At 72.8% G+C, this 19,738-nt stretch carries 20 protein-coding genes and 1 pseudogene; 11 read left to right on the forward strand and 10 right to left on the reverse strand.

The window, feature by feature from the left end; translation table 11 throughout:
* Positions 1–44: 44 nt before the first annotated feature.
* On the forward strand, positions 45–737 hold the full coding sequence (locus ACLJPY_RS26045; protein ID WP_410592266.1) for a glycoside hydrolase family 12 protein: 693 nt from the start codon (positions 45–47) through the stop codon (positions 735–737).
* A 54-nt stretch (positions 738–791) separates the two neighbouring features.
* Here ACLJPY_RS26045 and ACLJPY_RS26050 read toward each other — a convergent pair.
* Together ACLJPY_RS26050 and ACLJPY_RS26055 are read right to left on the reverse strand one after the other, a co-directional pair.
* Positions 792–1,091 (reverse strand): annotated as a pseudogene (locus tag ACLJPY_RS26050) (dihydrofolate reductase family protein); the annotation flags it as partial.
* A 31-nt stretch (positions 1,092–1,122) separates the two neighbouring features.
* The gene (locus tag ACLJPY_RS26055; RefSeq protein WP_410592268.1) at positions 1,123–1,698 is read right to left on the reverse strand and encodes a TetR/AcrR family transcriptional regulator; all 576 of its coding nucleotides are present in this window, start codon (positions 1,696–1,698) and stop codon (positions 1,123–1,125) included.
* An 87-nt stretch (positions 1,699–1,785) separates the two neighbouring features.
* Here ACLJPY_RS26055 and ACLJPY_RS26060 point away from each other — a divergent pair, with 87 nt between their 5' ends.
* Entirely contained in the window at positions 1,786–2,688 is a 903-nt protein-coding gene (locus ACLJPY_RS26060; RefSeq protein ID WP_410592270.1) for an aldo/keto reductase, read from the forward strand.
* A gap of 43 nt (positions 2,689–2,731) precedes the next feature.
* On the opposite strand, the gene ACLJPY_RS26065 is transcribed toward ACLJPY_RS26060, so the two are convergent.
* The gene (locus tag ACLJPY_RS26065; protein ID WP_410592479.1) at positions 2,732–3,379 is read right to left on the reverse strand and encodes a GntR family transcriptional regulator; all 648 of its coding nucleotides are present in this window, start codon (positions 3,377–3,379) and stop codon (positions 2,732–2,734) included.
* 115 nt (positions 3,380–3,494) lie between these two features.
* Here ACLJPY_RS26065 and ACLJPY_RS26070 point away from each other — a divergent pair, with 115 nt between their 5' ends.
* Together ACLJPY_RS26070 and ACLJPY_RS26075 are read left to right on the forward strand one after the other, a co-directional pair.
* Positions 3,495–4,484 (forward strand): YbhB/YbcL family Raf kinase inhibitor-like protein, encoded by a 990-nt coding sequence (locus tag ACLJPY_RS26070; protein WP_410592272.1) that lies wholly within the window; start codon positions 3,495–3,497, stop codon positions 4,482–4,484.
* Positions 4,485–4,524: 40 nt separating this feature from the next.
* Complete coding sequence (locus ACLJPY_RS26075) at positions 4,525–5,466, forward strand: GlxA family transcriptional regulator (RefSeq protein ID WP_410592274.1); 942 nt, start codon at positions 4,525–4,527, stop codon at positions 5,464–5,466.
* Positions 5,467–5,509: 43 nt separating this feature from the next.
* Here the strand turns inward: ACLJPY_RS26075 and ACLJPY_RS26080 are convergent, their stop codons facing one another.
* A complete protein-coding gene (locus ACLJPY_RS26080; protein WP_410592276.1) occupies positions 5,510–5,974 on the reverse strand; it encodes a VOC family protein in 465 nt (154 codons plus the stop codon).
* A gap of 95 nt (positions 5,975–6,069) precedes the next feature.
* On the opposite strand from ACLJPY_RS26080, the gene ACLJPY_RS26085 reads away from it, so the two are divergent.
* Positions 6,070–7,056, forward strand: a complete 987-nt coding sequence (locus tag ACLJPY_RS26085; RefSeq protein WP_410592278.1) for a helix-turn-helix transcriptional regulator — start codon at positions 6,070–6,072, stop codon at positions 7,054–7,056.
* Between the two features lie 365 nt (positions 7,057–7,421).
* Here ACLJPY_RS26085 and larE read toward each other — a convergent pair whose 3' ends face one another.
* Genes larE through ACLJPY_RS26115 form a run of 6 tightly spaced genes read right to left on the reverse strand, consistent with a single transcriptional unit; the run spans position 7,422 to position 12,978 of the window.
* Positions 7,422–8,216, reverse strand: a complete 795-nt coding sequence (gene larE, locus ACLJPY_RS26090) for an ATP-dependent sacrificial sulfur transferase LarE (RefSeq protein ID WP_410592280.1) — start codon at positions 8,214–8,216, stop codon at positions 7,422–7,424.
* Complete coding sequence (gene larC / locus ACLJPY_RS26095; protein WP_410592282.1) at positions 8,216–9,349, reverse strand: nickel pincer cofactor biosynthesis protein LarC; 1,134 nt, start codon at positions 9,347–9,349, stop codon at positions 8,216–8,218. Before larC ends, larE begins: the two co-directional genes overlap by 1 nt.
* Positions 9,346–10,017, reverse strand: a complete 672-nt coding sequence (gene larB, locus ACLJPY_RS26100) for a nickel pincer cofactor biosynthesis protein LarB (protein WP_410592284.1) — start codon at positions 10,015–10,017, stop codon at positions 9,346–9,348. The genes larC and larB overlap by 4 nt, the downstream gene beginning before the upstream one ends.
* Positions 10,014–11,291: a nickel-dependent lactate racemase gene (larA, locus tag ACLJPY_RS26105; RefSeq protein WP_410592286.1), complete on the reverse strand. Its 1,278-nt coding sequence runs from the start codon at positions 11,289–11,291 to the stop codon at positions 10,014–10,016. Before larA ends, larB begins: the two co-directional genes overlap by 4 nt.
* On the reverse strand, positions 11,288–12,130 hold the full coding sequence (locus ACLJPY_RS26110) for an amidohydrolase family protein (protein WP_410592288.1): 843 nt from the start codon (positions 12,128–12,130) through the stop codon (positions 11,288–11,290). Before ACLJPY_RS26110 ends, larA begins: the two co-directional genes overlap by 4 nt.
* A complete protein-coding gene (locus ACLJPY_RS26115; RefSeq protein WP_410592290.1) occupies positions 12,127–12,978 on the reverse strand; it encodes a fumarylacetoacetate hydrolase family protein in 852 nt (283 codons plus the stop codon). The genes ACLJPY_RS26110 and ACLJPY_RS26115 overlap by 4 nt, the downstream gene beginning before the upstream one ends.
* 181 nt (positions 12,979–13,159) lie before the next feature.
* Between ACLJPY_RS26115 and ACLJPY_RS26120 the strand changes: the two genes are divergently transcribed.
* The 6 genes from ACLJPY_RS26120 to ACLJPY_RS26145 are packed head-to-tail and all read left to right on the forward strand — an operon-like array spanning position 13,160 to position 19,723.
* On the forward strand, positions 13,160–14,482 hold the full coding sequence (locus ACLJPY_RS26120) for an enolase C-terminal domain-like protein (RefSeq protein WP_410592291.1): 1,323 nt from the start codon (positions 13,160–13,162) through the stop codon (positions 14,480–14,482).
* Positions 14,479–15,249, forward strand: a complete 771-nt coding sequence (locus ACLJPY_RS26125; protein ID WP_410592292.1) for an SDR family NAD(P)-dependent oxidoreductase — start codon at positions 14,479–14,481, stop codon at positions 15,247–15,249. The genes ACLJPY_RS26120 and ACLJPY_RS26125 overlap by 4 nt, the downstream gene beginning before the upstream one ends.
* A complete protein-coding gene (locus tag ACLJPY_RS26130) occupies positions 15,246–16,313 on the forward strand; it encodes a sugar ABC transporter substrate-binding protein (RefSeq protein ID WP_410592294.1) in 1,068 nt (355 codons plus the stop codon). Before ACLJPY_RS26125 ends, ACLJPY_RS26130 begins: the two co-directional genes overlap by 4 nt.
* A 38-nt stretch (positions 16,314–16,351) precedes the next feature.
* Positions 16,352–17,851, forward strand: coding sequence for a sugar ABC transporter ATP-binding protein (locus tag ACLJPY_RS26135; RefSeq protein ID WP_410592295.1), 1,500 nt, complete (start codon positions 16,352–16,354; stop codon positions 17,849–17,851).
* Entirely contained in the window at positions 17,844–18,863 is a 1,020-nt protein-coding gene (locus ACLJPY_RS26140; protein WP_410592297.1) for an ABC transporter permease, read from the forward strand. Before ACLJPY_RS26135 ends, ACLJPY_RS26140 begins: the two co-directional genes overlap by 8 nt.
* Positions 18,863–19,723: an aldo/keto reductase gene (locus tag ACLJPY_RS26145; protein ID WP_410592298.1), complete on the forward strand. Its 861-nt coding sequence runs from the start codon at positions 18,863–18,865 to the stop codon at positions 19,721–19,723. The genes ACLJPY_RS26140 and ACLJPY_RS26145 overlap by 1 nt, the downstream gene beginning before the upstream one ends.
* Positions 19,724–19,738 lie beyond the last annotated feature (15 nt).

The following is a 19,738-nucleotide window of genomic DNA, read 5'->3' on the forward strand; positions in this document are numbered from 1 at the left end:
GTCGTCACCGTCTCCCGTTCGATTTCCGGGAAAGGACGATTCCCATGCACAACGTGGTGCGTTCCACGCTCGTCTCGCTGACCGCGGCCGCCGTCGTGGCGACCACCGCCGGGGTGGCGGAAGCGGCCACCTGGTCGTCGTCCGACAAGTGGGCGACCTGGTCCAACGGCGGCTACACCGTCCGCAACGACGTCTGGGGCAGCGGGGCCGGCCCGCAGACCATCTGGGCGAACTCCTCCAGCAACTGGGGAGTGTGGGCCGACCACCCCAACACCGGCGGCGTCAAGTCCTACCCGCACTCGGCGAAGAACGTCGGCCGGACGCTGAGTTCGCTGCGGCAGGTTTCGAGCAGCTTCAACGTGTCGCGGCCGGGCAGCGGCGCGTACGAGACCGCCTACGACATCTGGGCGAACAACAACGCCTACGAGGTCATGCTGTGGGTCGACAAGCAGGGTGCGGTCGGCCCGATCGGCAGCAAGCAGACGACGGTGACCGTCGGCGGGCACACCTGGGACGTCTACAAGGGATCGAACGGCTCGAACGCGGTGTTCTCCTTCGTGCGCACGTCGAACACGAACGCCGGCACGATCGACGTGCTCGCGGTCCTGAACTGGATCAAGGCCCGCGGGTGGTTCGGTGACGTGACCCTCGGCGAAGTGCAGTTCGGCTTCGAGATCACGTCCTCGTCCGGTGGCCTGAACTTCACGTCGAACAGCTATTCCGTTTCCGCGTCCTGACCGTCGTCGCGGGCGCGCAGCGAGTAGACGATTTCCACTGAGCCGCCGGGCAGTTCACGGGAGCTTTCGAAGGAAAGCGCCGTCGACGCGTCCAGTGAATCGGTCAGCCGCATCCGGCGAGCCGACCATGAACGGCAGCACGACCAGTTCCAGCTTGTCGACGACGCCGAGCGCGCGGAAGGTCTCGAGCGTGCTCGGCCCGCCGACGAGGTGGACGTCGCCCCCGGAACCGGCGGCCCGCAGCCGCTCCAGCAGCCGGCCGGGATCGCTGTCCGGGGTGGTCACGTAGCCGTCGGCGGTCACGCACAGCCGGGCCAGGATCCGCATCGAACGCTCCTCGCTGTCTCGGGTCGTCCCCGGCCATGATGCCGGGTCGCGGTCCCGGTCAGTCCCGCACCCGCAGGGCGTCGACGATCAGGTCGAGCATCCGGCCGGTCCGCTCCGGGTCGTGCTCGCCCGCCGTCGACAGGAACACGCCGAGCAAGAGCAGGGTGACGTCCTCCGGGTCGGCGCCGGGGCGCAGCGTGCCCGCCGCTGCCCCCGCGTCGAGGATCGCGCCGATCGCCGCCGAGATGCGCTGCCGGGTCGCCGGGGTCGCGATGCGGCCGGACGCCACGCTCGCCCGCAGGACGTCCGCCATCCCGCGCTTGGTCGCCACGAACGCGGCGTAGCGGTCCATCCACGCGCGAAGGGCCTTCTCGGGGGCGAGTTGTTCGAGCAGGGCGGGTGCGCCGGCCGTGACGTCGTCGAGTTCCGCCGCGTAGACGGCTTCGACGAGCGCTTCGCGGGTCGGGAAGTGCCGGTAGAGGGTGCCGATCCCGACGCCGGCTTCGCGGGCGACGGCTTCGAGCGCGACGGTGCCGTCGGCGGCGGCGAACGCGGCGCGCGCGACGGCGAGGAGCTTGTCCCGGTTGCGGCGCGCGTCGGAGCGCACCGGACGGGACGGATCGGGTGAGGACAAAGCGGAGGCACCTCCGGTTGTGCTACGGTCGGGCTTGAGCGGAGGCTCCTCCGCTTAGTCATCATCGCACGAGGACGGGGACCACCCATGCCTTCCACCGAACGCGGCACGCTCGCCGGCCGTTCCGTTTCCCGCGTCGGGTACGGGGCGATGCAGCTCGAGCGCCTGCACGACGACCGCGCCGCGGCCGTCGCACTCCTGCGCCGAGCGGTCGAGCTCGGCGTCGGCCACGTCGACACGGCCCAGTTCTACGGCGACGGCTTCGTCAACGGCGTCATCCGCGACGCCCTCCGCCCCGGCGACGACGTCGTGCTCGCCACCAAGGTCGGCGCCGACCCCGACTCCGACCCCGGTGCCCCGCTCCCGCTCCGCCTCGCGCAGCGGCCCGAACAACTGCGGGCGAGCGTCGAGGACAACCTCCGCTCGCTCGGTCTCGACCGGATCCCGCTGGTCAACCTGCGCCGGTGTGACCGGCTGCCCGGCCTGGTCGCCGAAGGCGACCAGCTCGTTCCGCTCGACGACCAGCTCGCGGTGCTGACAGCCCTGCGCGACGAGGGCAAGATCGGCGCGATCGGGCTGAGCGCGGTGACCCTCGACCGGCTGCGCCAGGCGCTCCCGGCGGGGATCGCCTGCGTGCAGAACGCCTACAGCCTCGTTTCGCGCGAGGACGAGGAACTGCTCGAGCTGTGCGCCGCCGAGGACATCGCGTGGGTCCCGTTCTTCCCGCTGGGCGGCGCTTTCCCCGGCGTGCCGAAGGTGACCGACGAACCCGCGGTCCAGGCGGTGGCGCAGGCGCTCGGCCGCACGCCGGAGCAGGTCGGCCTGGCGTGGCTGCTGCACCACGCCCCGAACGTCCACCTCATCCCGGGCACCGCGAGCGCGGCGCACCTGGAAGCGAACCTGGCCGTGGCGGGCCTCGCGTTGGACGACGAGGCACTGGCCGCGCTCGACGCGGTCCCGAGCCGTCCGATGGAGGTCAGCCTGGGTTAGGGGCGCGGGCCTCGTCCGGGGCAGCCCTGCCCGGGCAGCACGGTCAGTCCGGTGGCACGCCGCCGGTGAGGGCCGTCGTGGTGAGCGTGAGGTGGCGGGTCAGCGCCTCGGCCGCGGCGTCGGCGTCGCGCGCCAAGGCCGTCTGCTCCAGCAGGGCGTGCTCGGCGAGGTGGTCGCGGCCGGGGCTGCGGTGGGCCGCCCACCGGCGGGCCAGCTCACTCGCCGTCCACATGCGGTCGAACGTGTCCAGCAGCACCGGGTTGCCGCAGCCCTCCAGCAGGGTGCGGTGGAAGATCCGGTGGGCCTCGGCCCATTCGGCGCTGTAGTGGCGGTCCTCCTCGGCCGCGAACGCCGGGGTGCGGGCCAGCCGGTGGTGCGCGGCCCGCACCCGGGTCTCCCAGGCGAGATCGCCGCGTTCCAGTGACAGGCGCAGCACCAGCGGCTCGACCGTCCGGCGCGCCTCGGCGACTTCCTGCCAGCGGCGGTCGGTGACGGCCGGGACCGCGAAGCCGCGGTTGGGCAGCCGGTCGGCGAGGCCGTCACCCACCAGCCGGACGAGGGCTTCGCGCACGACGGCCAGGCTCACGCCCTGTGCGGTGGCCAGGTCCTGCGGCTTGAGGGCCTCGCCGGGGGAGTGGTGGCCACGCAGGATCGCGTCCCGCAGGTGGGCGTAGACCTGCTCGGACAGCATCTGCCGCCCCGGGGAAGCCAGCTCAGTCACCTCCTCAGCATAGACGATCGGAAAGATAATCGATTATTGGTGCTATGGTCGATGGAGACCGTCAGATCCGGCAGAAAGTGATCCGATGAACGACCCCTTCGCCCGCCTGCCCGAGGTGCCCTCCTTCACCGTCACCAGCACCACGATCACCGAGGGCGCCGCCCTGCCCGCCGAGCACCGGTCCGGGAAGGACCGCTCGCCGCAGCTGTCCTGGCGCGGTGCGCCGGCGGGCACGAAGAGCTACGCCGTCACCGTCTACGACCCGGACGCCCCGACCGGCTCCGGCTTCTGGCACTGGGCGGTCGCCGACATCCCCGCCACCGTCACCGAACTGCCCGAGGGCGCGGGCGACCCCACCGGCTCCGGCCTCCCCGAAGGCGCTTTCCAGCTGCCGGGCGACACCCGCGAAGCACGCTTCCTCGGCGCGGCCCCGCCGGCCGGGCACGGCCCGCACCGCTACTTCTTCGTGGTGCACGCCCTCGACGTCGCGTCGATCGGCGTCCCCGCCGACGCGACGCCCGCCGTCCTCGGTTTCACCATGGCCGGGCACGTCCTGGGCCGGGCGGTACTGACGGCGACCGCGGAAACCCCGGGCGAGGGGACCGAACGCCTGGAGGTTTCCCGCGTCGTCGCGGCGCCCGCGGACGCCGTCTTCGCGGTCTTGACCGACCCGAAGGGGCACGTCGACATCGACGCGTCGGGCATGCTCATGGACGCCGAAGGGAAAACGGTCGAGCGGGCCGGGGACCGGTTCGTGGTGCACATGGACCGGGAAGCGCTCGGCGACGTCCCGCTCGGCCGGTACGACGTCGAGGTCATCATCACCAAGCTGGTCCCGGGCGAGGAGATCGCCTGGACCGTCGAGGGCCGGACCGGCTCGCACGTCCGCCACGTCTACGGCTACCGGCTGGAGGCGGCCGAGGGAGGCACGCGGGTGACGTCCTACTACGACTGGTCGGAGATCCCCGCGGAGTGGAAGCGGCGCCTCACCTTCCCGGTGGTCCCGGAATCGGCCCTCAAGGCGACGCTCGGAATCCTGGACCGCACGGTCCGCCGCCGGTTGGCCAACGGGTAGCCGAGCGCCTGGATCGCGCCACGCGGAGTACCTTCACAGCATGTATACGGTCGCGGTGCTGGCCCTCGACGACGTCATCGCGTTCGATCTGGCCACGCCGATCGAGACGCTCGGGCGAGCGCGGCTGCCGGACGGCCGCGGGGGCTACCGGATCGTCGTCGCCGGGCCCGAGCCGGTGGTCGCCGCCGGTCCGGTGCGGCTGGCCGTCGACGTCGGCCTCGACGAGGTCGAGCGGGCCGACCTGGTCGTCGTCCCCGGCCGGAACGACCCGGACCGGCCGACCCCCGACGGCGTGGCGGAGTTCCTGCGGGCCGCGGTGGCGCGCGGCACGCGGGTCGCCTCGATCTGCGTCGGGGCCTTCACCCTGGCCGAGGCCGGCCTGCTCGACGGGCAGCGGGCGACCACGCACTGGCTCGCCACCGACGAGCTGGCCCGCCGGTATCCGGCCGTCGACGTCGACCCGGATGCGCTCTACGTCGACAACGGCCAGATCCTGACGTCCGCGGGCGCTTCGGCCGGGCTGGACATGTGCCTGCACATCGTCGAGCGCGACTACGGCGCCGCGGTCGCCGCCGACGCCGCGCGGCTCGCCGTCGCGCCCCTGCAGCGCACCGGCGGGCAGGGCCAGTACATCCTGCGCAACCGCCCGACGTACCAGACCGCGACGCTGGAAAAGGCCCTGGTGTGGATCGAGGAGAACGCCCACCGCCCGCTCACCCTCGCCGACATCGCCGACGCGGCGGGCATGAGCACCCGCACGCTGACCCGGCACTTCCACGCCGAGACCGGGCAGAGCCCGATCCAGTGGCTGACCGGCGTGCGCATCCGGCACGCCCAGGAGCTGCTGGAGCTCACCGACCACACGATCGACCGCATCGCCGGCCAGGTCGGGTTTCCGTCGCCGAGCAACTTCCGGGTCCAGTTCGCGCAGACCGTGCGGGTCAGCCCGAGCGCGTACCGGAAGACCTTCCGGCCGCGGTGAAGCGGCGGGGTGCGGCCGCGAGCCGGCCGCACCCCGCGCGAGCTCAGCCCCGGTACTCGGCGGCGACGTCGACGATCCAGGTGACGCCGAAGCGGTCCGTCAGCATCCCGAACGCCGGCGCCCACTGCGCCGGGCCGAACTCCTCGATGACGGTCGCGCCCTCGGCGAGGCCCTTCCACACCGGCGCCACCTCGTCGACCGTCGTCCCGCGGACGGACAGGAAGAACCGCTCCTCCGTGATGGTGGTGCCGTTCTCGCGGCGGGTGGTGGGTGCGGCCGGGATGACCGGGCCGGTGGTACCCGGGACGTCGTAGGCCATGACGGTGAAGCCGTTCTCCGCGGTGACCTGCCCGAACACCACCTTCCCGGCCTTGGGCAGCTCGGCGGGCATGCCGAAGTCGCCGTAGGTGACGATCGTGGCCTGGCCGCCGAAGACCGACCGGTAGAACTCCAGGGCCTCCCGGGCCTGGCCGGTGAAGTTGAGGTGGGTGGCAGCGCTGAGCGACATGGTGGTTCCAGTTCTTCCGTGGTTGTTCCGACGAGAGCCACACTGGCAGCGGTAGCGGCCAGGGAACGTCCGCTTCTCGTGGCACCATGGACGGCGTGCCGGTAGCTTCCTCGACGGCGACTTCGGGTCGCCTGCTCTCGCTGCTGTCCCTGCTGCAGGCCCGCCGGGACTGGCCGGGCGCGCTGCTCGCCGGCCGCCTCGGCGTCAGTGAGCGGACCGTGCGCCGCGACGTCGACCGGCTGCGCGAGCTCGGCTACCCGGTCCAGGCGGTCAAGGGCCCCGACGGCGGCTACCGGCTCGAAGCCGGGGCGCGGATGCCACCGTTGCTGTTCGACGAAGAGCAGGCGGTCGCCCTCGCGGTGGCGCTGCGGATCGCGGTCGGCACCGGCGCGGGCATCGAGGAAGCGGCCGCCCGCGCGCTGGCGACGGTGCGCCAGGTGCTGCCCGCGCGCCTGCGCCAGCGCGTCGACGTGCTCGAGATCGCCGCCGCGGGCGGCGCGGCCGTCCAGGTCGACCCGGACACCCTGCTCGCACTGAGCTCGGCGATCCGCGCGACAGAGGAGGTCCGGTTCGACTACGAGTCACCATCACAACCGGCGGCCGGCCGGCCGCGCCGGGTGCAGCCGCACCACCTCGTCGTCCGAAGTGGACGGTGGTACCTGGTCGGCTGGTCCGCCGAACGAGCGGACTGGCGAACCTACCGCGTCGACCGCATGCGGCTGCGCGTGCCGAACGGCCCGCGGTTCACCCCGCGCGAGGTCCCCGGTGACGACGTGACAACGTTCCTTTCCGCCCGCTTCAAGGGGTCCGACACCGACCGCTGGCCGTGCCGCGGCGAGGTGCTCCTCGACCGCCCGATCGCCGAAGTGGCCCCGTTCGCCGGCGACGCCGTGGCGGAGGAAGTGACTCCCGAGAGGACGCGCCTGCGGAGCGGATCGTGGTCGTGGCCGGCGCTGGCCGCGGGGCTGCTGCGGTTCGAGTGCGAGATCGAGGTGGTGGAGCCACCGGAACTGCGAAGGGCATTCGCCGAGCTGGCCGCCCGCGCAACAAAGGCGTCGGGAAACGCCGACCATCCGCGATGACCGCGGAGGGTGCGCACGCACCGGCGGCTGCGCTCAGCGCGCCGGCAACGGTGCTCTTCGCACCCGCGGCAGGAGCAACACGCGAGGCGCACCAAACAGCGTGACCGGAGCGCCAAAGCACAACCGGCGCCCCCACCCAGACCTCCCCCGCCACCCCGATACGAAGCCAAAAACACGGACGGTGGTGCCGGGTCAAGGCACGTTTTCCCGCCTTGACGCGGCACCACCGTCCGTAGTCACAATCGGGCTTCGGGGTGGAGACAGCAGACCCACCAGAACCGGCCGCTCCCGCCGGCGGCAGGCTACCCACCGAGCCGCCGCGGCAGAGAGGCTCGGCCGCCGGGTCGCCCAGCCGGGCGCGAAGGTCAGTCGTTGAGAACACCGGACCGGAACGCCGCAACGGTGACCTCGGAAAACCCCACCGCCCGCACGGCCCCGAGCAGCCCCGAGTCGTCATGAACGGCAGCGGCCACAGCGGCGTCCAACTCAACCCGTGCGGTCCCTCCGAGATCACGAACCCGAACGTCCCGGCTGCGCACCCCGCACCCCGCCAGAAACGCCCGCACCACCCCTTCGGCCCCTTCGACCCGCGCAAGCGTAGCCGTGGTGATCGGAATGCCGTACCGGACCCGGCTCGCCAGGCACGGCGCCGCCGGCTTGTCCGCCCAGTCGAACCCCCACCCACGGGCGATGGCACGCACGTCCGCTTTGGACAGACCGAGTGTCCGCAGTGGAGTGTGCACGCCGCGCTCGTCGCCCGCGCTGATGCCCGGCCGGAACGGATCGACGGCGTCATCGGCGTTCGTACCGGTAGCCACCGCCGCGAAACCATGGGCGGCGGCGACTTCGGCGATCGTGGTCAGCACGGTGGACTTGCAGAAGTAGCACCGCCGACGGCCGTTGGCGGCGTAGCCGGGCTCGGCCAGTTCACCGGTCGGCGGGGTGAGGTGACGGACCCCCAGCCCGGCCGCGATCCGCCGGGCGTCGGCCAGTTCGACCGCGGCCAGGCTCGCGGAGTCCGCCGTCACCGCGAGCACGTCCGCCGGGCCGAGGGCGCGCACGGCGGCCGCGAGCACCAGCGCCGAGTCGGCGCCGCCGGAGAACGCCACCGCGAGCCTGCCGAACCCGGCCAGGTGCGTGACGAGCCGGGTGCCGTCCATCAGCGCCCCGCCGCGATCGCCGCGACGACCCGCGCCGGCAGCCCGAGTCCGCGGGCCGCGGCGACGACGTCGTCGTGCTCCGGTTTCGCGCCGTGCGGCCCGCGCTTGCGCCGCACCGGGAAACCCAGGACGTCGACCGTTTCGGTCTCCCGCGCGAGCGCGGTCCGGCGCACCGCGTACTCGCGCAGCCCGAGGCTGCCGGTTTCGGCGAGGACCAGCTCGCCCAGCCGGGAGGCGTGCTCGGGGGCCGCGAGAACGTGCAGGACGTGCGCCGGGCGGCCCTTCTTCATCGTCACCGGGCTGATCCACGCGTCGAGCGCGCCGGCCGAGAGCAGTTCGGCGACGACGTGCCCGAGCACTTCGCCGGTGACGTCGTCGAGGTTCGTCTCCAGGACCACCAGGGTGCGGGGCCCGGCGTCGGCCGGCTCGCCGAGGTGCACGACCGCGACGTTCGGCCGGTCCGGCAGCGACCGGGTGCCCGCGCCGTAGCCGGTGGCCCGCAGGCGGAACCCGGGCGGCGGTTCGAAGCGGGCGCCGACGGCCTTCAGCAGCGCGGCCGCGGTGGGGGTCACGGTCTCGCCGGTCAGGTCGCTCCCGGCCGTCCGCGCGCCCTTGAGCAGTTCCGCGGTCGCGGGGGCGGGGCAGGGGAGCAGGCCGTGCGCGGTGCGGACGGTGCCGGTGCCGAGGGGCAGCGCGCCACAGTACACAGTGGACACTTCGAGGGCGTCGAGCGCGGCGCAGACGCCGATGACGTCGACGAGCGTGTCGTGCCCGCCGAGCTCGTGCAGGTGGACGCGGCCGGGAGCTTCCCCGTGCAGCTTGCCTTCCGCCTCGGCGATCGCCCGCAGCGCGGCGACCGCCCGCGCGGCGACCGGCGCGGGCTCGACCCGCCCGGCCATCGCGATCAGCTCGGCCGCGGGCCGGCTGGTGGCGTGGTCGGTGACGGCCACCCGCGCGCGAGCCGCGGTCAAGCCGTGGGTGAGCAGGGACTCCACGTGCAGGTCCCACCCGGTCAGCCCACTGGCGGCGACGGCGGCCCGGACCCGGTCGAGCGGCGCGCCGGCGTCGACGAGGGCGGCCAGCAGCATGTCCCCGGCGAGGCCGGTGAAGGGGGAGATGACGCAGAGGGTCATCGCGGCCGCCGGGTGACCTGGGCCAGCCGGAACGCCGCCATCGCCGCGCCGAAGCCCGAGTCGATGTTGACCACCGTGATGCCCGCCGCGCAGGACGCGTGCATCGCCAGCAGCGCCGTCACGCCTTCGAGGCCCGCGCCGTACCCGGTCGACGTCGGGACGGCGATCACCGGGCCCGCGACCAGACCGCCGACCGCCGAAGCCAGCGCGCCTTCCATGCCCGCGACCACGATCACCGCGTCAGCCTCGCGCAGGCTGTCCCGCTCGGCCAGCAGGCGGTGGATCCCGGCGACGCCCACGTCCGTGACCGTCCGCACGGTCAGACCGGTGGCCGCGGCGACTTCCGCGGCCTCCTCGGCGACCGGGCCGTCGGACGTACCGGCCGCGGCCACCGCGACCGTGAAGGCCGTCGGCGGGGCCGGGCGCCAGACCAGCAGCCGCGCGCCGGGGGCGTAGCGGCCGCCGGGCACCTCCGCCAGCACGGACCGGGCCGGCTCGGCCTCGACCCGGGTGACCAGCACCGGGCCGGTGTTGTGCGCGAGCAGCGTCCGGACGATGGCCGCGATCTGCGACGCCGTTTTCCCCGGCCCGTAGACGACTTCCGGCAGTCCTTGCCGGTCTTCGCGGTCCAGGTCGACGCGCGCGAACCCGAGGTCGGCGGTGCTCATGCCGGCACGTACGGGATCGTCAGCGGGCCTTCCGGGAGCACGCAGGCGCGTGCGCCCGGTCCGGCCCGGTCGAGGGCCTCGGCCACGGTGGCCGCGATGTCGGTGGTCCCGGTCAGGTGCGCCGTCGCGAGATCGGCCTCGCTCAGGAATCCGGTGTGCACGACGACCCGGCACTCGTCCTGGATCTTCGCCTGGATCTGGACCTGCCACTGGTCGGGCACGGTCACCGGGCGCGCGGCGATCTCCGCGAGCAGCGCCGCCGGGGAACTCGCCGACGCGAGGACCGCGCGGTAGGAGCCGTGGTCGGGGAACCCGTCCCGGCACTCCGCGGCGCAGACGATCGTCCCGCCCGGCCGGGTGATCCGGTGCGCCGCCGACATCCCTTTGACAGCTTGGTAAAGGTTCTGGTCGAGGGGATACCCGGAGTTGGTCGTCACCACGACGTCGAAGGGCGACGGCACCGGCCGCATGGCGACGGCGCGGGCCGCGCGGGTCGCGGCCGCGTGCATGTCCGGGAGGTCGCCGCCGAAGGCACCGATGACTTCCTTGTCGCGGTTGAGGATGACGTCGAGGGCGAAGGTGACGCCGGTGGCCGCGGCGATCGCGCGGACGTCGTCGTGCACGGGATTGCCTTCGGTGATCCCCCAGGTCGCGTTGGGGTGCCCGATCCGGCGGGCGTCGTGCAGGACGAGCACGGTCTCCAGGGCCGCCAGCCCGGGCGCGACGAGCTTGGGGCCGCCCGAAAAGCCCGCGAAGAAGTGCGGTTCGACGAACCCCGTGGTGATCCGGACGTCGGCCGCCACCCATTCGCTGTTCAGCCACACGGGGACGTCGTCGCCGTGGCGGCCCAGCCAGGTCAGGCTCGCGCGGTCGCGGGCGTCGTGGTTGACGATCCGGACGGCGTCGAAAACCTCGTCGCCGAACATGGCCCGCAGTTCCGCGTCGGTGTTGCCGCGGTGGGTGCCGGTGGCCACCAGGATGACGACGTCCTCGAGGCGGACGATGCCGTCGAGTTCCTCGAGGATCACGGGGATCATCAGTTCCCGTGGCTGGGGCCGGGTTCCGTCGCACGCCGAGATGGCGACCGTCTTCCCCGGCCGCACCCGCTCGCGCAGCGGCGGCCCGGCGACCGGTTCGCGCAACGCCCGGCGCAGCAGCACGTCCGCGGGTCCGGTGACCGGGTGGTGGACCGGCGTCACCACGGTGGTGACCTCCGGGTCGATGGTGAGATCCAGGCCGGTCTCGCCATACGCGAGCCGGACGTTGGCGGTCATGACGCCAGCCCGTAGACGCGGGAGGCGGTCCCGCCGCGGACGGCGTCCCGTTCGGCCGGCGTCAAGTCGGCCAGCAGGCTGTCGGCCGCGTCCATGACTTCCGCGTACGTCCCGGCGAGCAGGCACACCGGCCAGTCGGAGCCGAGCATCAGCCGGTCCGGGCCGAAGGCGGCGAGCGCGGTTTCCACGTATGGCCGTAGATCCTGCACTCGCCAAGGCCGGCCTGCTTCGGTCACCAGCCCGGACAGCTTCGCGACGACGTTGGGTTCCCGCGCCAGGGTCGCGATCCCGGACGCCCACGGCTCGAGCTCCCCGGTGGCGACCGGCGGTTTCGCGAGGTGGTCGAGGACGAAGGTGAGCTCCGGCAGCGCCCGGACCGCCGCGGTGGCCGCCGGGAGCTGGTGCGGCAGCACGAGCAGGTCGTACACCAGCCCGGCGTCGCGCACCGCCGCGAGCCCGGCCAGGACGTCTTCGCGTGCCAGCCAGCGCGGGTCGGGCTCGGCCTGGACGAGGTGCCGGATCCCGGTCAGCAGCTCGCCGCCGGGCGCCGACCGCAGCCGTTCGAGGTCCCGGGAGGGTGAGCCGGTCAGGTCGATCCAGCCGACGACGCCGGCGATGAGCGGCTCGGCGGCGGCGATCGCGAGGAACTCGGCCGATTCGTCGAAGTCGGGCAGGACCTGGACGAGCACCGTCGCGTCGATCCCCTCGGCGGCCGCGCGCAGGTCCGCCGGGGTGAAGTCGCGGCGGATGGCCGCGGTCTCGTCGCCGTCCAGCCACGCGTGCCGGCGGACGGAGGTCTGCCAGAGGTGGTGGTGCGCGTCGACGCGCCGGCCGGTCACGCCCGGCCGATCCGGTGGCGCTGGCGGCCGAGGCCGTCGATCTCCACGGTCACTTCGTCCCCTTCGGACAGGTAGGGGAAGTCGTTGGCACCGAACGCCACCCCGGCCGGCGTGCCGGTGTTCACGACGTCGCCGGGCTCGAGCACCATGAACTGGCTGAGGTACCAGACGAGGTGCCGGACGCCGAAGAGCATGTTCTCCGTGGTGCCGTCCTGGCGCGGCTGCCCGTTGACCGCCACCCGCAGGCCGAGGGCCTGCGGGTCGCCGAGTTCGTCCGGCGTGACCAGCCACGGGCCCAGCGGGTTGAACGTCTCGCAGGACTTGCCCTTGGTCCACTGGCCGCCGCGCTCGTGCTGGAACTCGCGCTCGCTGACGTCGTTCGAGACGGCGTACCCGGCGATGACCGCGTCCGCGTCCGCCGGCGTCGCCAGGTACCGCGCGCGCCCGCCGAGCACCACGGCGAGTTCGACCTCGTAGTCGGTCCTGGTACTGGTGCGCGGGATGAGCACGGTGTCGTGCGGGCCGACGATCGTGTTGGTGGCCTTGAGGAACACCACCGGTTCCCCCGGTGGTTCGGCGCCGGTTTCCGCGGCGTGGTCGGAGTAGTTCAGCCCGATGCAGACCAGGAGACCGGGCCGGGCCACCGGCGCCCCGACGCGCAGGCCCGCGGTGTCCAGCACGGGCAGGGTTCCTTCGCGCAGCGCCGTCCGGGCCCGGGCGACGCCGTCGGCGGCGAAGAACGCACCGTCGACGTCCGGGGTCAGCGCCCGCAGGTCACGCGCCGCACCGGTTTCGTCCAGGACGACGGGGATCTCGAGGCCGCGGTCGCCGAGGCGTTGGAAGCGCATGGCGGGACCGTAGCAGACATATGATGTCTCCCTCAAAGGTCGACGCAGTCGTCATACGTAAAAGCACTTTGAGTAGTTGATAGTGACTATACGTCCAAGTTATTGCCGCGTTACGCATCGAGTCTGGACAATCGTCGAGCCTACGCGTAGCCATACATATGTTGTCTGCCCCGAAGGAGAGGTGGCCCCGTTGGCCGAAGTGATCAGCGCCGTCGACGCCGTGGACGTCCGCTTCCCGACTTCGCTGAGCCTGGACGGGTCGGACGCGATGAACCCGGAACCCGACTACTCGGCGGCGTACGTGACCATCCGCACGAGCGCCGGCGAGGAGGGCTACGGCCTCGCCTTCACCGTGGGCCGCGGCAACGACGTCGAGGTCGCCGCCGTCCGGGCGCTCGTGCCCCTGGTCGTCGGCATGCCGGTGGCCGACGCGCTCGCCGACCTCGGCGCCTTCTCCCGCCGGCTGACCGGCGACAGCCAGCTGCGCTGGCTGGGCCCGGACAAGGGCGCGATCCACATGGCCGCGGCCGCGATCGTCAACGCCGCGTGGGACCTGCGGGCCCGCCGCGAAGGCAAGCCCGTCTGGCAGCTGCTGGCCGAGCTGGCGCCGGAGGAGCTGGTCGACCTCGTCGACTTCCGGTACCTGCAGGACGCCCTGACCCGGGACGAAGCCCTCGACATCCTCCGCGGCGCCGAACCGGGCCGCGCGGCCCGCCAGGCCGAACTGCTGGAGACCGGTTTTCCCGCCTACACCACGACTCCCGGCTGGCTCGGGTACTCGCCGGAGAAGCTGGCGGCGCTCTCGGCGGCGGCGGTCGCCGACGGCTTCACCCAGATCAAGCTCAAGGTGGGCGCCGACCTCGAGGAAGACATCCGCCGGCTGCGGCTCGCGCGCGAGGTCGTCGGGCCGGACGTCCGGATCGCCATCGACGCCAACCAGGCCTGGGGCGTCGGCCAGGCCATCGAGTGGCTGCGCCCCCTCGCCGAGTTCGACCCGTACTGGATCGAAGAGCCGACCTCGCCCGACGACGTGCTCGGCCACGCGGCGATCCGCCGGGCGGTCGCCCCCATCAAGGTGGCCACCGGCGAGCACACGCACAACGCCGTGATGTTCAAGCAGCTGCTGCAGGCCGAAGCGATCGACGTCCTCCAGCTCGACGCGAGCCGGGTGGCCGGCGTCACCGAGAACATCGCGATCCTGTTGCTGGCCGCGAAGTTCGGCGTCCCGGTGTGCCCGCACGCCGGCGGGGTCGGGCTGTGCGAGATGGTGCAGCACCTGGCGATGTTCGACTTCGTCGCGGTGAGCGGCACGCAGACCGACCGGGTCATCGAGTACGTCGACCACCTGCACGAGCACTTCGTCGACCCGGTGCGGATCGAGCGCGGCCGCTACCTGGCCCCGCGGGAGCCGGGGCTCGGTGCCCGGCTGCACGCGGACTCCGTGGCGCAGTACCGGTTCCCCGACGGCCCGGTCTGGCAGCGGGACGCGGTGGTGGTCGCGTGAGCGGCGAGTTCGACGGCCTGCGGGCCGTCGTGACCGGTGGGGCGTCCGGCATCGGGCTCGCCACCGCGCGGATGCTGGCTCGGCGGGGCGCGCGGGTCGTCTGCCTCGACCTGAACGACGTGGCCGAGGCACCGCTGACCGGCGTGCGCGCCGACGTCTCCGACGACGGCTCGGTGCGGGCCGCGGTCGCCGCCGCCGTCGAGCACCTCGGTGGGCTGGACGTCCTGGTGAACAACGCCGGGATCGGGGCCCAGGGCACCGTCGAGGACAACGACGACGCGGAGTGGCACCGCGTGTTCGACGTCAACGTGGTCGGGATGGTGCGGGTCAGCCGCGCGGCCCTGCCGCACCTGCGCGAGTCGCCCGCGGCGGCGATCGTGAACACCTGCTCGATCGCGGCCACCGCCGGGCTGCCGCAGCGGGCGCTCTACAGCGCCACGAAGGGCGCGGTCCTCGCGCTCACCCGCGCGATGGCCGCCGACCACCTGGCCGACGGGATCCGCGTCTGCTGCGTGAACCCCGGCACCGCGCACACCCCGTGGATCGACCGGCTGCTCTCGGCGGCCGACGATCCCGGCGCCGAACTGGCCGCGCTCGCCGCCCGCCAGCCCACCGGCCGGCTCGTCACCGCCGACGAAGTCGCCGCGGCGATCTGCTACCTGGCCGGCCCGGCCGCCGGCGCCACCACCGGCACCGATCTCGCCGTGGACGGCGGGATGGCCGGCCTCCGGCTCCGCCCGAAACCTGTCAACGAGGAGAGGTCATGAAGTTCCAGCACCTGCGCGCCGCGACCGTCGTCACCGCCGGCGTCCTGACCGCGGCCGCTCTGGCCGGCTGCAGCGGCGGCGGCTCCACCGCCGCTTCGGGCGGCAAAACCGTCGTCGGGGTCGACTACCCGCGCTCGGACACCGACTTCTGGAACGCCTACATCAAGTACGTGCCCCAGTTCGCCGGGCAGTTCGGCCTCGACCTCAAGACCACCAACTCGCAGAACGACGTCGCCAACCTGACGGCGAACGTGCAGACGATGATCAGCCAGGGCGTCAAGGGCGTGGTGATGGCCCCGCAGGACACCGCGGCGATCATCCCGACCCTGCAGCAGCTCGCGGGCAAGAAGATCCCGGTCGTGTCCGTCGACACCCGGCCCGACCAGGGCAACGTCTACATGGTCGTGCGGGCCGACAACCGCGCCTACGGCGAAAAGGCCTGCCAGTTCCTCGGCACCAAGCTCGCCGGCAAGGGCAAGGTCGTCATGCTGCAGGGCGACCTCGCCTCCATCAACGGCCGCGACCGCACCGAGGCCTTCAACGACTGCATGAAGAAGAACTTCCCGGGCATCACGGTGTTCGGCGAGGCGACCAACTGGGACGCCAACACCGCCGCGCAGAAGCTGCAGACCCGGCTGACGGCGAACCCGGACATCAAGGGCGTCTACATGGAGTCCAGCTTCGCGCTGTCCGGCACGCTGCAGCTGCTCAAGCAGCGCGGCCTGGCGGTCCCGGCGAGCGACCCCAAGCACGTGTTCATCGTGTCCAACGACGGCATCCCCGAGGAACTCGCCAAGATCCGCGCCGGCGAGATGGACGCGACCGTGTCGCAGCCCGCGGACCTGTTCGCCAAGTACGCCCTGCAGTACGTCAAGGACGCCATCGCCGGCAAGACGCCGGTCGCGGGCAAGACCGACCACGACAGCACCGTCATCCAGGTCCGCGACGGCCTGATGGAGGACCAGCTGGCCGCGCCGCTGGTCACCGCGGACGGCGCCACGTTCGGGCCGATCAGCAGCGTCAAGGTGAACGACCGGTCCCTGTGGGGCAACAGCAAGAGCTGAGCCGCCTCGGGCCGCCCCGCTTCAGAGAGGAAGCGAACATGAGCACCGTGCCGGTCGTCGAGGCGCGCGGCGTGGTCAAGCGCTACGGCGCCACGGTCGCGCTGGACCACGCCGACCTGACCGTCCACCCGGGACAGACGCACGCGCTGGTCGGCCGCAACGGGGCCGGCAAGTCGACCCTGGTGTCCGTCCTCACCGGACTGACCGAGCCGGACGCCGGAACCGTGCGGCTGAACGGGGAACCGGTCCCGGCACTGGCCGACCGGGACGCCTGGCGCGCCCGGGTGGCGTGCGTGTACCAGCGCTCGACGATCATCCCCGAGCTTTCGGTGGCGGAAAACCTGTTCCTCAACCGGCAGGAGACCCGCGGCGGGTTCGTCCGCTGGGCCGCGCTGCGGCGCTCGGCCGCCGAGCTGCTCGAACGCTGGTCGGTGGCCGTCGACGTGCACCGGCCGGCCCGGGAGCTGAGCGTGGAGCAGCGGCAGTTCGTCGAGATCGCGCGGGCGCTGTCGTTCGGCGCCCGGTTCGTCATCCTGGACGAGCCGACCGCGCAGCTCGACGGAGCCGCCATCACCCGGCTGTTCGAGCACGTCGCCGAGCTGCAGCGCCAAGGCGTCACGTTCCTGTTCATCAGCCACCACCTCCAGGAGGTGTACGAAATCTGCGACGCGGTGACGGTGTACCGGGACGCCCGGCACGTCCTCACCGCGCCGGTGTCCCAGTTGCCGAAGGCCGACCTCGTCGCGGCGATGACCGGGGAGAACGCGGTCACGGCGCAGGAACGGCCGTCGTCGGCCCGGCACGGCGAAGAACCCGTGCTCCGCGTGGCCGGCCTGACCCTCGCCCCGCACTTCGAGGACGTGTCGTTCGACATCGCGCCCGGGGAGGTCGTCGGGCTGGCCGGGTCCGGCAGCAGCGGCAAGACCGAGCTCGCCGAGGCGCTGGCCGGGCTGCGCAAACCGACCTCCGGCACGGTGTTCGTCGGGGACTCCCGGCCCCGGCCGGGCGACGTCCCGTCGGCGCTGGCCGCGGGGGTCGGGTTCGTCCCGGAAGACCGGCACCACCAGGGTTTCGTGCCGGAGATGTCCATTGCGGACAACGCCACGATGAGCGTCATGGACCGGCTCGGCCCCGGCATCTTCGTCCGCTCCGGCCGGCGTGACCGGCTCGCCGGGACGCTGATCACACGGCTGGCGGTGAAGACCCCGGGCCCGGAGCTGCCGGTGTCCGCGCTGTCCGGCGGCAACCAGCAGAAGGTCGTGCTGGCCCGCGCCTTGGCGGGTGATCCGCGGCTGCTCGTGCTGATCACCCCCACCGCCGGGGTCGACGTGCGGTCGAAGGAGTTCCTCCTGGGCAAGGTCGCCGAGGCCGCCGCGGCGGGCACCGCGGTGCTGATCGCCTCGGACGAACTCGATGACCTGCGCGTGTGCGACCGGCTGCTGGTCGTCGTCCACGGCCGGCTCACCACCGAAATCCCCGCAGGCTGGCCGGACCGCGCGGTCGTGGCCGCCATGGAAGGAGTCGACCTCGATGCCTGACAGCCCCGCCGCGGTGGGCGTCCCGCCGCGGACCGGATCCCCCGCCGCGCCCCGGCGCATCGCGCTGGCGCGCCTGCGCGACTTCGCGCTGGTGCCCGGGATCATCGCGATCGCCGTCGTCGGCCAGCTGGTCAACCCGGTGTTCCTCCAGTACGACAACGTGATCAACATCCTGCAGACGATGTCGGAGATCGCGCTGCTCGTGCTCGCCCAGACGATGGTCCTGGTCGTCGGCAAGATGGACCTCTCGCTGGAATCGACGTTCGGCCTCGCGCCGGGTGTGGCCGCCTGGCTGACGATCGGCGGCGGCCATTCGCTCGGGCTGCTGCCGTCGTGGACCGCCGTGCCGGTGGTCCTGCTCGTCGGCGTGGTGGTCGGAGCGCTCAACGCCCTGCTGATCGTCCGGTTCGGACTGAGCGGCTTCGTCGTCACCCTCGGCATGCTGATCGTGCTGCGCGGCCTGCTGACCGGCATCTCCGGCGGCCAGACGTTCTTCGGGCTGCCCGATTCGATGCTCTACCTCGGCACGACGTTGTGGGCCGGGATCCCGGCGTCGATCTGGATCTGCGTGCTGCTGTTCGCCGGCGGGATCGTCCTGCTCGGCTACACCCGGTTCGGCCGCAGCCTGTACGCGATCGGCGGGAACGAGGACGCGGCGAAGGCCGCGGGCATCCGCACCGACCGGATCGTCTGGCTCGTGCTCATCGGGGCCAGTGTCCTGGCCGCGCTCGGCGGGCTGCTGCTGTCGGGGCGGCTCGCCTCGGTGGCCGCGGCGCAGGGCAACGGCTACATCTTCACGGTGTTCGCCGCCGCGGTGATCGGCGGGGTGAGCCTGAACGGCGGCCGCGGCACGCTCTTCGGCGCGTTCACCGGCATCCTGCTGCTGTACATGATCCAGAACGTGCTGACCCTGGCCGGGGTGCCCGCCCAGTGGATCGGCGCGCTCAACGGCGCGATCATCCTCATCGCGCTGGTGATGTCCCGCATCACCAGCGGCAAGCGGCAGACCTGATGGCGGACCTCGGCCTGGGCACCGCGGGCCTGGGCAACGTCTTCGGCGAGGTCGACGACGGAGCCGCCGCGGAAGTCATCGCCGCGGCGGCCGGCGCCGGGGTGCGGTACTTCGACACCGCGCCCTACTACGGATCCGGGCTCGCCGAGCGCCGGCTCGGCCGCGCGCTGGCCCAGCGGCCCGCGGGTTCCTTCGCGGTGTCGACGAAGGTGGGCCGGACGCTGGTCGACGGCGGTTGCGTCTTCGACTTCTCGGCGGCCGCCGTCCGCCGGGGCATCGAGGGCAGTCTCGACCGGCTGGGCCTCGACCGCGTCGACGTCGTCTTCCTGCACGACCCCGACGACCACGAGGGGGAAGCCGCGACGCGGGCGTGGCCGGAGCTGCGCCGGCTGCGCGACGAAGGCGTGGTCTCCGCGATCGGTGTCGGGATGAACCAGTGGGAGATGCCCGCCCGGTTCGTCGAACGGCTCGACGTCGACGTCGTCCTGCTCGCCGGTCGCTACACGCTGCTCGACCGCAGCGGCGAGCGGCTGCTCGACCTCTGCGGCGAGCGCGGGGTGGACGTGGTGCTCGGCGGGGTGTTCAACTCCGGCCTGCTGATCGACCCGCGGCCCGGCGCCTGGTTCGACTACGCCCCGGCCGCGGCGGACCTGCTCGCCCGCGCGCAGCGCCTGCGGTCGATCGCCGCTTCGGCCGGGTACGACCTGGCCACGTGCGCGCTCGCGTTCGCCGCCGCGCACCCCGCGGTCACCTCGGTCCTGGTCGGCGTCACGAGCGCGGACCAGGTGCGGGAGAACCTCGGTGCGTTCCACCGCGAAGTGCCGCGCGAACTGCTGCACCGGTTGACGTCCGATGGGTGACGGGCATCCGGGCGC

The organism is Amycolatopsis sp. lyj-23, assembly GCF_046549135.1.
Lineage (GTDB): Bacteria > Actinomycetota > Actinomycetes > Mycobacteriales > Pseudonocardiaceae > Amycolatopsis.

What these genes read in the sequence shown, in the direction of transcription:
- ACLJPY_RS26045 (WP_410592266.1), top strand. Translation starts at nt 45, where the DNA reads ATGCACAACGTGGTGCGTTCCACGCTCGTCTCGCTGACCGCGGCCGCC.
- ACLJPY_RS26060 (WP_410592270.1), top strand. Translation starts at nt 1,786, where the DNA reads ATGCCTTCCACCGAACGCGGCACGCTCGCCGGCCGTTCCGTTTCCCGC.
- ACLJPY_RS26065 (WP_410592479.1), bottom strand. Translation starts at nt 3,379, where the DNA reads ATGCTGTCCGAGCAGGTCTACGCCCACCTGCGGGACGCGATCCTGCGT.
- ACLJPY_RS26070 (WP_410592272.1), top strand. Translation starts at nt 3,495, where the DNA reads ATGAACGACCCCTTCGCCCGCCTGCCCGAGGTGCCCTCCTTCACCGTC.
- ACLJPY_RS26075 (WP_410592274.1), top strand. Translation starts at nt 4,525, where the DNA reads ATGTATACGGTCGCGGTGCTGGCCCTCGACGACGTCATCGCGTTCGAT.
- ACLJPY_RS26080 (WP_410592276.1), bottom strand. Translation starts at nt 5,974, where the DNA reads ATGTCGCTCAGCGCTGCCACCCACCTCAACTTCACCGGCCAGGCCCGG.
- larE (WP_410592280.1), bottom strand. Translation starts at nt 8,216, where the DNA reads ATGGACGGCACCCGGCTCGTCACGCACCTGGCCGGGTTCGGCAGGCTC.
- larC (WP_410592282.1), bottom strand. Translation starts at nt 9,349, where the DNA reads ATGACCCTCTGCGTCATCTCCCCCTTCACCGGCCTCGCCGGGGACATG.
- larB (WP_410592284.1), bottom strand. Translation starts at nt 10,017, where the DNA reads ATGAGCACCGCCGACCTCGGGTTCGCGCGCGTCGACCTGGACCGCGAA.
- larA (WP_410592286.1), bottom strand. Translation starts at nt 11,291, where the DNA reads ATGACCGCCAACGTCCGGCTCGCGTATGGCGAGACCGGCCTGGATCTC.
- ACLJPY_RS26115 (WP_410592290.1), bottom strand. Translation starts at nt 12,978, where the DNA reads ATGCGCTTCCAACGCCTCGGCGACCGCGGCCTCGAGATCCCCGTCGTC.
- ACLJPY_RS26130 (WP_410592294.1), top strand. Translation starts at nt 15,246, where the DNA reads ATGAAGTTCCAGCACCTGCGCGCCGCGACCGTCGTCACCGCCGGCGTC.
- ACLJPY_RS26135 (WP_410592295.1), top strand. Translation starts at nt 16,352, where the DNA reads ATGAGCACCGTGCCGGTCGTCGAGGCGCGCGGCGTGGTCAAGCGCTAC.
- ACLJPY_RS26140 (WP_410592297.1), top strand. Translation starts at nt 17,844, where the DNA reads ATGCCTGACAGCCCCGCCGCGGTGGGCGTCCCGCCGCGGACCGGATCC.
- ACLJPY_RS26145 (WP_410592298.1), top strand. Translation starts at nt 18,863, where the DNA reads ATGGCGGACCTCGGCCTGGGCACCGCGGGCCTGGGCAACGTCTTCGGC.